The 14,000-nt window shown below is 59.6% G+C and carries 12 protein-coding genes; all 12 read left to right on the forward strand.

The window, feature by feature from the left end:
* Positions 1 to 307 precede the first annotated feature (307 nt).
* The gene (lrhA, locus tag C1N62_RS05040; RefSeq protein WP_137762595.1) at positions 308 to 1,240 is read left to right on the forward strand and encodes a transcriptional regulator LrhA; all 933 of its coding nucleotides are present in this window, start codon (positions 308 to 310) and stop codon (positions 1,238 to 1,240) included.
* A 679-nt stretch (positions 1,241 to 1,919) separates the two neighbouring features.
* Positions 1,920 to 2,360 carry an NADH-quinone oxidoreductase subunit NuoA gene (gene nuoA / locus C1N62_RS05045; protein WP_137762596.1) on the forward strand — a complete coding sequence of 147 codons (441 nt, stop codon included), beginning with the start codon at positions 1,920 to 1,922 and terminating at the stop codon, positions 2,358 to 2,360.
* Between the two features lie 15 nt (positions 2,361 to 2,375).
* Positions 2,376 to 3,050, forward strand: coding sequence for an NADH-quinone oxidoreductase subunit B family protein (locus C1N62_RS05050; RefSeq protein WP_137762597.1), 675 nt, complete (start codon positions 2,376 to 2,378; stop codon positions 3,048 to 3,050).
* Between the two features lie 145 nt (positions 3,051 to 3,195).
* Complete coding sequence (gene nuoC / locus C1N62_RS05055) at positions 3,196 to 4,995, forward strand: NADH-quinone oxidoreductase subunit C/D (RefSeq protein ID WP_137762598.1); 1,800 nt, start codon at positions 3,196 to 3,198, stop codon at positions 4,993 to 4,995.
* A 2-nt stretch (positions 4,996 to 4,997) separates the two neighbouring features.
* Positions 4,998 to 5,534, forward strand: a complete 537-nt coding sequence (gene nuoE, locus C1N62_RS05060) for an NADH-quinone oxidoreductase subunit NuoE (protein WP_168195807.1) — start codon at positions 4,998 to 5,000, stop codon at positions 5,532 to 5,534.
* Positions 5,531 to 6,901 (forward strand): NADH-quinone oxidoreductase subunit NuoF, encoded by a 1,371-nt coding sequence (gene nuoF, locus C1N62_RS05065; RefSeq protein WP_137762599.1) that lies wholly within the window; start codon positions 5,531 to 5,533, stop codon positions 6,899 to 6,901. The genes nuoE and nuoF overlap by 4 nt, the downstream gene beginning before the upstream one ends.
* A gap of 94 nt (positions 6,902 to 6,995) precedes the next feature.
* Positions 6,996 to 9,722: an NADH-quinone oxidoreductase subunit NuoG gene (gene nuoG, locus C1N62_RS05070; protein WP_137762600.1), complete on the forward strand. Its 2,727-nt coding sequence runs from the start codon at positions 6,996 to 6,998 to the stop codon at positions 9,720 to 9,722.
* Positions 9,719 to 10,696 (forward strand): NADH-quinone oxidoreductase subunit NuoH, encoded by a 978-nt coding sequence (gene nuoH, locus C1N62_RS05075; RefSeq protein ID WP_137762601.1) that lies wholly within the window; start codon positions 9,719 to 9,721, stop codon positions 10,694 to 10,696. The genes nuoG and nuoH overlap by 4 nt, the downstream gene beginning before the upstream one ends.
* 14 nt (positions 10,697 to 10,710) lie before the next feature.
* Positions 10,711 to 11,253 carry an NADH-quinone oxidoreductase subunit NuoI gene (gene nuoI / locus C1N62_RS05080; RefSeq protein ID WP_137762602.1) on the forward strand — a complete coding sequence of 181 codons (543 nt, stop codon included), beginning with the start codon at positions 10,711 to 10,713 and terminating at the stop codon, positions 11,251 to 11,253.
* A gap of 13 nt (positions 11,254 to 11,266) precedes the next feature.
* The gene (gene nuoJ, locus C1N62_RS05085; protein ID WP_137762603.1) at positions 11,267 to 11,812 is read left to right on the forward strand and encodes an NADH-quinone oxidoreductase subunit J; all 546 of its coding nucleotides are present in this window, start codon (positions 11,267 to 11,269) and stop codon (positions 11,810 to 11,812) included.
* Positions 11,809 to 12,111, forward strand: a complete 303-nt coding sequence (gene nuoK / locus C1N62_RS05090; RefSeq protein WP_137762604.1) for an NADH-quinone oxidoreductase subunit NuoK — start codon at positions 11,809 to 11,811, stop codon at positions 12,109 to 12,111. The genes nuoJ and nuoK overlap by 4 nt, the downstream gene beginning before the upstream one ends.
* Entirely contained in the window at positions 12,108 to 13,952 is a 1,845-nt protein-coding gene (gene nuoL, locus C1N62_RS05095; protein WP_137762605.1) for an NADH-quinone oxidoreductase subunit L, read from the forward strand. The genes nuoK and nuoL overlap by 4 nt, the downstream gene beginning before the upstream one ends.
* Positions 13,953 to 14,000: the final 48 nt, after the last annotated feature.

Here is a 14,000-nt window from a genome sequence, read left to right on the forward strand (position 1 = left end):
CTTTCGTAACCTATCCGGAGAAATCAGAGTAACAGGTGACGGAAAGCAAGTCAGGATCCGGCCATCCTGTAGAAGGAGACGGACTCACGTCAGACGAGGGGAGTTTTTTTCATTCTAATAAAACCGTATTATTAGAGCGAAAGATTATTTTCGGTCTAATGAAGCGGAAAATTCTGGCGGATTAACACCATTTTTGCCCCGGAAATGAGTGGGGTACTGTCTTATCTGGTATTCTGCACTCTGTGAATACTACACACGCAATGCCAGGGTAGTTTGTTATTAGATTCTAAAAAGTGAAGAAAACACTATGACAAATGCAACTCGTCCGATACTTAATCTGGATCTTGATCTGCTCAGGACCTTTGTCGCTGTTGCTGATTTGAATACCTTTGCCGCCGCAGCCGCAGCGGTCTGTCGTACCCAGTCTGCTGTTAGCCAGCAGATGCAGCGCCTGGAGCAGCTGGTGGGGAAGGAGTTGTTTGCCCGCCACGGGCGTAACAAGCTGCTGACAGAGCATGGTATTCAATTGCTTGGCTATGCGAGGAAAATCCTGCGGTTCAACGATGAGGCCTGCACCTCGTTGATGTACAGCGATGTCCAGGGCGTAATGACCATTGGGGCCTCCGACGATACGGCGGATACCATCCTGCCTTTCCTGTTAAACCGGGTGACGTCCGTCTATCCCAAGCTGGCGATCGATGTACGTGTCAAGCGTAGCCCATTCATGATGGAGATGCTGGAAAAGAATGAGATCGATCTGGCCGTCACCACGGTTGTGGACAACGAGCACCCGCACGTCATCCTGCGGACCTCGCCCACCCTGTGGTACTGCGCCGCCGATTACAAATTCCCAACCGGCGATGCGGTGCCGCTGGTGCTGCTGGATGAGCCCAGCCCGTACCGTAGCATGGCCATCAACCTGCTCAATCAGGCTGGCATTCCTTGGCGCATTGCCTATGTCGCGTCGACACTCTCAGCGATACGCGCCGCCGTGCGCGCTGGCTTAGGGGTCACTGCCCGGCCGATTGAGATGATGAGCCCAGAGCTGCGTGTGCTAGGTGATGCGGAAGGACTACCTAAGCTGCCGGATACCCAGTATGGGCTGTACAAAAACGCGGAGTGCGAAAGCGAGCTGGCTATGGCCATCTTCAGCGCGGTGGAGAACGGCAACGAGCCTTATGTCGCCACCCACAGCGGCTCCAGTGAAGACAATGAATATTTACTCGATGACGAAAATTGAGTAAATGATTTTCACTAAAAGATAGCCTGTTATTAATCAGCAGGTTATCTTTTATTTTCTATTTTTTAGCAATCTTGACCCTCTGATGGCGTTACCGCGTCATTTTCCTCATCCTAATCTTCGCCACACCCGGCAAATTCCGCCTGCTTTTCTGTTAAAGACAAGAGTGGTTCTCATTCTCATCTTAGCCAGCTGGCGTGCACTTATCCCAAATCAAACCTTTATTTCATTTTTATGAAATCTCTATTTCCTTTGAGGTAATCGCTCATTTTTTTAGCAAAAAGAGCGGAAGTGTGTTCTAGATCAAAAAAATAACCCTAGTTATTACGTGGAAGCCCTGAAACTTTTTGACAGAGTGCTATAGTTGTTCGCGACTGCTTACCCCTTTTCACATCCTTCTGTTAACGCTCATTTTTTAACTGACACGATTTAGCGCATCCTAGCGCACCTCATGTTAATAAAATGATAACCATGTAAATTAATATGGAGTTACTTTTGTTAAAGTTGACAAAAGGTTATAGAAAGGAGTAAAAAGCCCACATTAAAACACTGCCTTAACGACCTTAAACGCACTGTTTTGTTGTGGTTATTAATCCTTCCCTTGAATCGATGTGGTGCAGAAGCTGCCGGAAAAAAGAGCAGATCCATGGTCGCCGCTTTTGATGAGTAAGCTAAGAGTATGTCAACAACCACTGAAGTCATGGCCCATAACTGGGCGTTCGCCATCTTCCTTATCGTTGCTATTGGGCTTTGCGGTCTTATGCTTCTCGGCGCGTTTTATCTGGGTGGGAGAGCCCGGGCGCGTGGAAAAAATATTCCGTTTGAGTCAGGGATAGATCCGGTAGGGTCGGCAAGAATGCGGCTTTCAGCCAAATTCTATCTGGTAGCCATGTTTTTCGTCATTTTCGACGTGGAAGCCCTGTATCTGTATGCATGGTCCACCTCCATCCGCGAGAGCGGCTGGACCGGGTTCGTCGAAGCCGCCATTTTCATTGTCGTGTTGCTGGCCGGGCTGGTGTATCTGGTGCGTATCGGCGCACTGGACTGGGCACCGGCGCGCAACACTGGCCGCCGCCGGCCAGAGGCAATTACAAACAACACCCAACGTCATCCGCAGTAACAGCGAGGCATTAAGATGGACTATACGCTGACCCGCGTAGAACCTGACGGTGAGAACGACCGTTACCCCCTGCAAAAACAGGAGATCGTTACCGATCCCCTGGAGCAACATGTCCACCGCAGCGTCTATATGGGGAAACTCGAGCACGCATTGCACGACATGGTGAACTGGGGACGCAAAAACTCTCTTTGGCCCTATAACTTCGGCCTGTCCTGCTGCTATGTGGAGATGGTGACCTCCTTCACCGCCGTGCATGACGTGGCGCGTTTTGGGGCGGAAGTATTGCGCGCCTCACCGCGTCAGGCGGACTTCATGGTGGTGGCCGGTACGCCGTTCACCAAGATGGCCCCGGTCATCCAGCGCCTGTATGACCAGATGCTGGAGCCGAAGTGGGTGATCTCGATGGGCGCCTGCGCCAACTCTGGCGGCATGTATGACATCTACTCCGTGGTGCAGGGCGTGGACAAATTCCTGCCGGTGGACGTCTACATTCCCGGCTGCCCGCCGCGCCCGGAGGCCTACATGCAGGCGCTGATGCTGCTGCAGGAGTCGATTGGCAAAGAGCGTCGTCCGCTCTCTTGGGTGGTGGGTGACCAGGGTGTCTACCGCGCCAACATGCAGTCAGAGAGAGAGCGCAAGCATGGCGAGCGCATTGCCGTGACAAACCTGCGCACGCCTGACGAGATTTAACGCTGCGGTCGCCTGTTCGTTCATTGGGCAGCCGCACCGCACCCCTGATTGGCCCGGGCGTTGAGCAAGCGCCGTTACCGGCAGGGAAGAAGAATAAGCGGCGGCAGACCCGGTCAACGCAGACCATTTTGTGTGGTGAAAAATTATGACAGATTTAACGACGCAAGACCTCGCCCAGCCAGCCTGGCAAAGCCGTGACCATCTCGATGATCCGGTTGTAGGTGAATTGCGCAACCGTTTTGGGCCGGATGCCTTCACTGTTCAAGCGACCCGCACCGGGATGCCCGTGGTATGGGTAAAACGTGAACAACTACTGGAAGTGGCCACCTTTTTACGCAAGCTGCCAAAACCCTATGTGATGCTGTATGACCTGCATGGCATGGACGAGCGCCTGCGTACCCACCGCCACGGCTTGCCGGAGGCGGATTTCTCCACGTTTGTGCACCTGCTCTCCATTGAGCGCAACCGGGACATCATGCTCAAGGTGGCGCTGAAGGAGAATGACCTGCACCTGCCTTCGCTGACCTCCATCTACCCTAATGCCAACTGGTATGAGCGTGAGACCTGGGAGATGTTCGGCATCACCTTCGACGGCCACCCGCACCTGACGCGCATCATGATGCCGCCGACCTGGGAAGGGCACCCGCTGCGCAAGGACTACCCGGCGCGCGCCACCGAGTTTGACCCCTTCACGCTGACCAAGCAGAAAGAGGCGCTGGAGATGGAGGCGCTGACCTTCAAGCCAGAAGAGTGGGGCATGAAGCGTGGCACCGAGAACGAGGACTTCATGTTCCTCAACCTCGGCCCGAACCACCCGTCTGCGCACGGGGCTTTCCGCATCATCCTGCAACTGGATGGCGAAGAGATTGTCGATTGCGTCCCGGACATCGGCTACCACCACCGTGGCGCTGAGAAGATGGGCGAACGTCAGTCCTGGCACAGCTACATCCCCTACACTGACCGCGTCGAGTACCTCGGCGGCTGCGTCAATGAGATGCCCTATGTGCTGGCGGTAGAGAAGCTGGCCGGCATCGTGGTGCCGGATCGCGTCAACGTCATCCGTGTGATGCTCTCCGAGCTGTTCCGCATCAACAGCCACCTGCTCTACGTGAGTACCTTCATTCAGGACGTCGGCGCCATGACGCCGGTCTTCTTCGCCTTTACCGACCGCCAGAAAATTTATGATCTGGTGGAGGCAATCACTGGCTTCCGTATGCACCCGGCGTGGTTCCGCATCGGTGGCGTGGCGCACGACCTGCCGCGCGGCTGGGATCGCCTGCTGCGTGAGTTCCTCGACTGGATGCCGGCGCGCCTCGACTCCTATGTCAAAGCCGCACTGAAGAACAGCATCCTGAAGGGGCGTTCTCAGGGTGTCGCTGCCTACAACGCCAAAGAGGCGCTGGAGTGGGGTGTGACTGGCGCGGGCCTGCGTGCCACCGGCATCGATTTCGACGTGCGCAAGGCGCGCCCGTACTCCGGCTATGAGCACTTCGACTTTGAAGTGCCGCTGGGCGATGGCATCAGCGACTGCTACACCCGCGTGATGCTGAAGGTGGAAGAGATCCGCCAGAGCCTGCGCATTCTGGAGCAGTGCCTGAAGAATATGCCAGAGGGGCCGTTCAAGGCCGATCACCCGCTGACCACGCCGCCGCCGAAAGAGCGGACGCTGCAACACATCGAGACCCTGATCACCCACTTCTTGCAAGTGTCGTGGGGGCCTGTGATGCCGGCGAATGAGTCATTGCAGATGATTGAGGCGACCAAGGGGATCAACAGCTACTACCTGACCAGTGACGGCAGCACCATGAGCTACCGCACGCGCATCCGGACGCCGAGCTTCCCGCACCTGCAACATATTCCCTCGGTAATCCGTGGCAGCCTGGTATCCGACCTGATCGTGTACCTCGGCAGTATCGATTTCGTCATGTCAGATGTGGACCGCTAACGATGACAGAGTTCAATAAAGTGACCCAACCCCAAGCCATCAACATCGTGACGCCAGACGCGACGGAGGCGTTCGTGCTCTCCGCAGCGGAACGCGACGCGATTGAGCATGAGAAGCACCACTACGAAGATGCGCGCGCAGCCTCCATTGAGGCGCTGAAGATTGTGCAGAAGCAGCGCGGCTGGGTGCCGGACGGCGCCATCTATGCCATCGCTGAGGTACTGGGCATCCCGGCCAGCGACGTAGAGGGCGTGGCGACGTTCTACAGCCAGATCTTCCGCCAGCCAGTGGGCCGCCACGTGATCCGTTACTGCGACAGCGTGGTGTGCCACATCACCGGCTATCAGGGCATTCAGGCGGCCATTGAGAAGAAGCTGAGCATCAAGCCGGGGCAAACCACCCCGGATGGCCGGTTCACCCTGCTGCCCACCTGCTGTCTGGGCAACTGCGACAAGGGGCCGACCATGATGATTGATGAGGATACCCACAGTCACCTGAAGCCGGACGATATTGACGGGCTACTGGAGCAGTATCAATGACAACCACGGGCTTTACTCCAAGAACCATCGTGCGCACCGCCGAGCAGCACCCGCTGACCTGGCGTCTGCGTGATGACAAGCAGCCAATCTGGCTGGACGAGTACCGCAGCAAGAATGGCTACGCTGGCGCGGAAAAGGCACTCAAGGGCATGGCGCAGGATGAAGTCGTGACGCTGGTCAAGGACGCCGGGCTGAAGGGCCGCGGCGGCGCGGGCTTCTCCACGGGCTTGAAATGGAGCCTGATGCCGAAAGACGACAGCATGAACATCCGTTACCTGCTGTGCAACGCCGATGAGATGGAGCCGGGCACCTACAAAGACCGCCTGCTGATGGAGCAGATGCCCCACCTGCTGGTGGAGGGGATGCTGATCGCCGCCTACGCGCTGAAAGCCTACCGTGGCTACATCTTCCTGCGTGGCGAATATATCGAGGCGGCGGTGAACCTGCGTCGCGCCATCGCCGAGGCCACCGAAGCGGGCCTGCTGGGCAAAAACATCTACGGCAGCGGCTTCGATTTCGAACTGATCGTGCACACCGGTGCTGGCCGCTACATCTGCGGCGAGGAAACCGCGCTGATCAACTCGCTGGAGGGGCGCCGCGCCAACCCGCGCTCCAAGCCGCCATTCCCGGCCTCTGCTGGCGTTTGGGGCAAGCCGACCTGCGTGAACAACGTTGAAACCCTGTGCAACGTGCCAGCGATCATTGAGCACGGCGTGGAGTGGTACAAGGGGCTGTCCGCAGGCAAGAGCGGCGACGCTGGCACCAAGATGATGGGCTTCTCCGGCCGCGTGAAAAACCCAGGCGTCTGGGAGCTGCCATTTGGCATCACCGCCCGCGAGATCCTGGAGGATTACGCTGGCGGTATGCGTGACGGGTTGAAGTTCAAGGCATGGCAGCCGGGCGGGGCGGGCACTGACTTCCTGACCGCCGATCACCTCGACCTGCCGATGGATTTCGACAATATCGGCAAGGCTGGCAGCCGTCTCGGCACCGCGCTGGCGATGGCAGTTGACCACGAGATCAACATGGTGTCGCTGGTGCGCAACCTGGAAGAGTTCTTCGCGCGCGAATCCTGTGGCTGGTGTACGCCGTGCCGCGATGGCCTGCCGTGGAGCGTGAAGATCCTGCGCGCTCTGGAGCGCGGCGAGGGGCAGCCCGGCGACATCGAGACGCTGCAACAACTCTGCCGCTTCCTTGGCCCCGGCAAAACCTTCTGCGCCCACGCGCCGGGGGCGGTCGAGCCATTGCAGAGCGCGATTAAATATTTCCGGGACGAATTCGAGGCGGGCATCGCCAAGCAGCACTACAGCAATGCGCGCGCGATTGGCGGCATTCAGACCAACAACCTGCTGAAGCAACGCTTTTAACGCCCGCGTGGGGACGGGGTTTGCCCCGTCCGCGCCCAACAGAATTTTTGATTAACGCCCGTGCCTGCACGGGCCTTGTGGAAGCATGCTGACTATGGCTACGATTCATGTAGACGGCAAAGAGTATGAAGTCGACGGAGCGGACAACCTGTTGCAGGCCTGCCTCTCCCTCGGTCTCGATATACCCTATTTTTGCTGGCATCCGGCGCTGGGAAGCGTCGGCGCTTGCCGCCAATGTGCGGTCAAGCAGTTCCAAAATGCGGAAGACACCCGTGGCCGCTTGGTGATGTCCTGTATGACCCCCGCGTCAGACGGCACCTTCATCTCCATTGATGACCAGGAAGCGAAAGAGTTTCGCGAAAGTGTCGTTGAGTGGCTGATGACCAACCACCCGCACGACTGCCCGGTCTGCGAGGAGGGGGGCAACTGCCACCTGCAGGATATGACGGTGATGACCGGCCACAGCTTCCGGCGCTACCGCTTTACCAAACGCACCCACAACAACCAGGATCTGGGGCCGTTCATCTCCCATGAGATGAACCGCTGCATCGCCTGCTACCGCTGCGTGCGCTACTACAAAGATTATGCCGACGGCACCGATCTGGGCGTCTATGGCGCACATGACAACGTCTACTTTGGCCGGCCGGAAGATGGCCCGCTGGAGAGCGAGTTCTCCGGCAACCTGGTGGAGGTGTGCCCGACCGGCGTCTTCACTGACAAAACCCACTCCGAACGCTATAACCGCAAATGGGACATGCAGTTCGCACCGAGCATCTGCCAGCAGTGCAGCGTCGGTTGCAACACCAGCCCCGGCGAGCGTTATGGCGAGCTGCGTCGCATCGAAAACCGCTACAACGGCACCGTCAACCAGTACTTCCTGTGTGACCGCGGCCGCTTTGGCTACGGCTACGTGAACCTGAAAGACCGGCCGAAGCACCCGCGCCAACTGCGCGGCAGCGACTGGATCACCCTCAACGCCGCGCAGGCGCTGGAGGGGGCGGCGGACACGCTGCGTCAGGCGCGTCGCGCCATTGGCATCGGCTCACCGCGCGCCAGCCTCGAGAGCAACTTTGCGCTGCGCGAGCTGGTGGGGGCGGAGAACTTCTACACCGGCATCGCCGCGCCGGAACTGTCACGCCTGAACATGATGCTCAACATCCTGCAACAGGGCGGCGTGCACACGCCAGCGCTGCGCGAGATTGAGAGCTATGACGCAGTGCTGATTCTGGGTGAGGATCTGACCCAGACCGGCGCGCGCATCGCGCTCTCCGTGCGTCAGGCGGTGAAGGGCAAGGCGCGCCAGATGGCTGCCGCCCAGCGCGTGGCCGACTGGCAGATCGCCGCGGTACTGAACATCGGCCAACATGCCAAACACCCGCTGTTTATGACCAGCGTCGACAGCACCAAGCTGGACGATATCGCCGCCTGGAGCTATCGCGCCCCGGTGGAGGAGCAGGCTCGCCTCGGTTTCGCCATCGCCCATGCGCTGGACGAGGGCGCACCAGCGGTCAATGACCTGCCAGATGCGCTGAAAGGCAAGCTGGATGTGGTGGTGCAGGCACTGGCTGGCGCGCAGAAACCGCTGATCATTACCGGCAGCAACGCTGGCAGCGAGGCGATCATCGCCGCTGCCGCCAACGTGGCGCAGGCGCTGAAACGCCGTGGCAGCCAGGTCGGCATCACCTTTGTCGCCCCGGCCGCCAACAGCATGGGTCTGGCGCTGATGGGTGGTGGCTCGCTGGATGACGCGCTGGCGCTGCTGGAGAACGGCAACGCGGATACCGCTATCGTGATGGAGAACGATCTCTATCGCCATGCGCCGCTCAGCCGCGTCGACGCCGCGCTGGCGAAGGTCAGCAATCTGATTGTTACCGACCACCAGCACACCGCCATCATGGATCGCGCCTCGCTGGTACTGCCGGCCGCCAGCTTTGCTGAGGGCGACGGTACGCTGGTCAACCAGGAGGGGCGCGCCCAGCGTTACTTCCAGGTCTATGACCCGGCCTACTATGACCACAGCGTGGCAATTCTGGAGAGCTGGCGCTGGCTGCACTCGCTGCACGCCCTGCGCCACAACCGCCAGATAGATTGGAGCGATCTCGACCATGTGATCGAAGCCTGCGCCACCGCGCTGCCGCAACTGGCTGGCATCCGTGATGCCGCGCCGGACGCCTCGTTCCGCATCCGTGGGCAGAAGCTCTCCCGCGCGCCGCACCGTTACAGTGGCCGTACCGCCATGCGCGCCAACATCAACGTGCATGAGCCGCGCCAGCCGGTGGACCGTGACACCATGTTTGCCTTCTCGATGGAGGGGAACAACAACCCGCTGGCCGACCGCAACCAGGTGCCTTTCGCCTGGGCACCGGGCTGGAACTCACCACAGGCCTGGAACAAGTTCCAGGACGAAGTGGGCGGCCACCTGCGCCATGGCGATCCGGGCGTGCGCCTGATCGAGGCAGGGGAGGGGACACTGGCGTACTTCAAGGAGATCCCGCCAGCCACCGTCACCACCGACGGCCAGTGGCGCATTGCGCCTTACTACCACCTGTTCGGCAGTGAGGAGCTTTCCCAGCGCGCGCCGGTCATCCAGCAACGGATGCCGCAACCCTACGTGATGGTCAGCCGTGAGGACGCCGCCCGTCTGGGCGTGAACCTTGGCGCGCTGGTGGAGTTCACCTGCGCTGGCCAGACGCTGCGCCTGCCGGTGCGCCTGAGCGACACGCTGCATCAGGGCCAGTTGGGCCTGCCTATTGGCTTGCCGGGCATTCCGCCGGTGCTGGTGGGTGCGAAGGTTGAAAATCTGCGGGAGGCGGCATTATGAGTTGGTTTAACTCCGAGGTGATCGACGTGCTGATCGCCATCCTGAAGGCGGTGGTGATCCTGCTGGTGGTGGTCTCCTGCGGTGCCTTCATGAGTTTCGGCGAGCGCCGTCTGCTCGGCCTGTTCCAGAACCGCTACGGGCCAAACCGGGTGGGCTGGGGCGGGTCGCTCCAGCTGGTCGCCGACATGATCAAGATGTTCTTCAAAGAGGACTGGGTGCCGCCCTTTACTGACCGGGCAATCTTCACCCTGGCGCCGATGATCGCCTTCACCTCGCTGCTGCTGGCATTTGCGATTGTGCCGGTCAGCCCGACGTGGGCGGTCTCCGACCTTAACATCGGTATCCTGTTCTTCCTGATGATGGCCGGTCTGGCGGTATACGCCGTGCTGTTCGCCGGCTGGTCCAGTAACAACAAATACTCGCTGTTGGGGGCGATGCGCGCCTCAGCCCAGACCCTGAGCTACGAGGTGTTCCTCGGCCTCTCCCTGATGGGCGTGGTGGCACAGGCTGGCTCCTTCAACATGAGCGACATCGTCAACAGCCAGGCAAACGTCTGGAACATCATCCCGCAATTCTTCGGCTTCGTGACCTTTGCGATCGCCGGCGTCGCGGTGTGCCACCGTCACCCGTTTGACCAGCCGGAGGCCGAGCAGGAGCTGGCCGATGGTTACCACATTGAATACTCCGGCATGAAGTTCGGCCTGTTCTTTGTGGGTGAGTACATCGGGATCGTGACGGTCTCCGCCCTGATTGTGACGTTGTTCTTCGGCGGCTGGCAGGGGCCATTCCTGCCGCCGTTTATCTGGTTCGCGCTGAAAACCGCCTTCTTCATGATGATGTTCATCCTGATCCGCGCCGCGCTGCCGCGCCCGCGCTACGACCAGGTGATGTCATTTGGCTGGAAAGTGTGCCTGCCGCTGACCCTGCTGAACCTGCTGGCGACCGCCGCGGTCATTTTGTACAACGCTCAATAAGGGGTGAATGAACCATGACATTGAAAGAGTTAGTGGTTGGTTTCGGCACCCAGCTACGCAGTATTTGGATGATCGGCCTGCACGCGTTCAGCAAGCGTGAAACCCGCATGTATCCTGAAGAGCCGGTCTACCTGCCGCCGCGCTACCGTGGCCGCATCGTGCTGACGCGCGATCCGGACGGCGAAGAGCGCTGCGTGGCCTGTAACCTGTGCGCCGTCGCTTGCCCGGTCAGCTGCATCTCCTTGCAGAAGGCCGAGATGAAGGATGGCCGCTGGTATCCTGAGTTCTTCCGCATCAACTTCTCACGCTGCATCTTCTGCGGCATGTGTGAAGAGGCGTGCCCGACCACCGCCATCCAGCTGACGCCGGATTTCGAACTGGGTGAGTTCAAGCGTCAGGATCTGGTGTACGAGAAGGAAGATCTGCTGATCTCTGGGCCGGGTAAATATCCGGAATATAACTTCTACCGGATGGCCGGTATGGCGATTGACGGCAAAGCGAAAGGCGATGCGGAAAATGAAGCCAAACCGATCGACGTCAAGGGCCTGATGCCTTAAGGAGCCAGCAAGCATGGAATTCGCCTTTTATATTGCCGCGTTGGTGGCGGTGGCCGCGACCATTCGCGTCATCTCGCACACCAATCCCGTGCATGCCCTGCTGTACCTGATTATCTCCCTGCTGGCGATTGCCGCGGTGTTCTTTACCCTTGGCGCGTACTTCGCCGGGGCGCTGGAGATCATCGTCTACGCCGGTGCCATCATGGTGCTGTTCGTCTTCGTGGTGATGATGCTCAACCTCGGCAACTCGGTGCAGGAGCAGGAGCGCAACTGGCTGAAACCCGGTGCCTGGATTGGGCCGGGCCTGCTCTCGCTGGTGCTGCTGGTGGTGCTGGTCTATGCCATCCGCACCATCAACGATCAGGGCATCGACGGCCAGGTAGTGGACGCCAAGGCAGTCGGTATCAGCCTGTTCGGCCCTTATGTACTGGCGGTGGAGCTGGCCTCAATGCTGCTGCTGGCTGGTCTGGTGGTCGCCTACCATGTGGGCCGCGAGCACAAGCCCGGCGAGGTGCTGAGCAGTGACGCGGTAAAACGTAAAACGGAGGAAAAAGCATGATCCCTCTACAACATGGCCTGATTCTGGCGGCCATCCTGTTTGTGCTGGGGCTGACGGGGTTGCTGATTCGCCGCAACCTGCTGTTCATGCTCATCAGCCTTGAGGTGATGATCAATGCAGCCGCATTGGCGTTCGTGGTGGCAGGAAGCTATTGGGGACAGGCCGACGGCCAGGTGATGTATATCCTGGCGATCAGCCTGGCGGCGGCGGAGGCCAGCATTGGCCTGGCGTTGCTGCTCCAGCTCTATCGCCGTCGTCATACCCTGAATATCGATACTGTCAGTGAGATGCGCGGATGAACTTACTCTACTTAACTGTTCTGATACCGCTGATCGGCTTTTTGCTGTTGGCATTCTCCCGTGGCCGCTGGTCGGAGAACCTGTCGGCCACCGTTGGCGTCGGCTCCATTGGGCTGGCGGCGCTGGTCACCGTCTACGTGGCGATGGATTTCCTCTCCCAGCGCGCCACCGGGGTGCAGGTGTTTAACCAGAACCTGTGGAACTGGATGCAGGTGGGCGACTTCAACATCGCCGCCACCCTGACGCTCGATGGCCTGTCGCTGACCATGCTGTCCGTGGTGACTGGCGTCGGCTTCTTCATCCACATGTTCGCCTCCTGGTACATGCGCGGTGAAGAGGGCTACTCCCGCTTCTTCGCCTACACCAACCTGTTTATCGCCAGCATGGTGGTACTGGTGCTGGCAGACAACCTGCTGCTGATGTACCTCGGTTGGGAAGGGGTGGGGCTGTGCTCCTATCTGCTGATTGGGTTCTACTACTCCAATCCAGAGAATGGCAAGGCAGCGATGAAGGCGTTTATCGTGACCCGCGTGGGTGACGTGTTCCTGGCCTTTGCGCTGTTTATCCTCTACCACGAGCTGGGCACGCTGAACATCCGTGAGGTGATGGAGCTGGCACCGCAGCGTCTGGCGGTCGGCGACACGGCGATCACCTGGGCGACCCTGATGCTGCTGGGCGGCGCGGTTGGTAAATCGGCACAGCTGCCGCTGCAAACCTGGTTGGCGGACGCGATGGCTGGCCCGACGCCGGTCTCTGCGCTGATCCACGCCGCGACCATGGTGACCGCGGGCGTCTACCTGATCGCCCGTACCCACGGCCTGTTCTTGATGGCACCGGAGGTGCTGCATCTGGTGGGCATCATCGGCGCAGTGACCCTGCTGCTGGCCGGTTTTGCCGCGCTGGTGCAGACCGACATCAAACGCGTGCTGGCCTACTCCACCATGAGCCAGATTGGCTACATGTTCCTGGCGCTGGGCGTTCAGGCGTGGGATGCGGCTATCTTCCACCTGATGACCCACGCCTTCTTCAAGGCGTTGCTGTTCCTCTCCTCCGGTTCGGTGATCCTGGCCTGCCACCACGAGCAGAACATCTTCAAGATGGGCGGATTGCGCAAAACCATTCCGCTGGTCTACATCTGCTTCCTGGTGGGTGGCGCGGCGCTGGCGGCCCTGCCTCTGGTGACTGCGGGCTTCTACAGTAAGGATGAGATCCTGTTCGGCGCCTACGCCAACGGCCATATCAACCTGATGCTGGCCGGGCTGGTAGGGGCATTCCTGACCTCCCTCTACACCTTCCGCATGATCTTCATCGTGTTCCACGGTGAGGCGCACACCAAGGCACATGCGGGCAAGGGCATTACCCATCACCTGCCGCTGATTGTGCTGCTGGTGCTCTCTACCTTCGTCGGCGCGCTGATTACGCCGCCGCTGGCGGGCGTACTGCCAGAGGGCCACGCCAGCGAAGAGGGCAAGGTGATGCTGGAAGTGACCTCCGGGATCGTGGCGATCGTGGGCATCCTGCTGGCTGCCGCGCTCTACCTTGGCAAACGCACGCTGGTCAACAACGTGGCGAAAAGCGCGCCGGGCCGCTTCTTCTCGGTCTGGTGGTTCCATGCCTGGGGCTTTGACTGGCTCTATGACATGGTCTTCGTTAAGCCTTACCTGCTGGTGGCGCGCATCCTGCGTAGCGATCCGCTGAACTCGCTGATGAACCTGCCGGCCCTGCTGACACGCGTCGGCAACCGTGGGTTGGTGCTGAGTGAGAACGGCCAGGTGCGCTGGTACATGGCCTCAATGGGCATCGGGGCAGTGGTCGTACTGGCGCTGTTGTTGATGGTTTAACGAACAAGAGTTTGTCAAACAATGCAACGCGGGCAGGCGGCACAGGGT

It is taken from the genome of Nissabacter sp. SGAir0207 (assembly GCF_005491205.1).
Lineage (GTDB): Bacteria > Pseudomonadota > Gammaproteobacteria > Enterobacterales > Enterobacteriaceae > Chimaeribacter.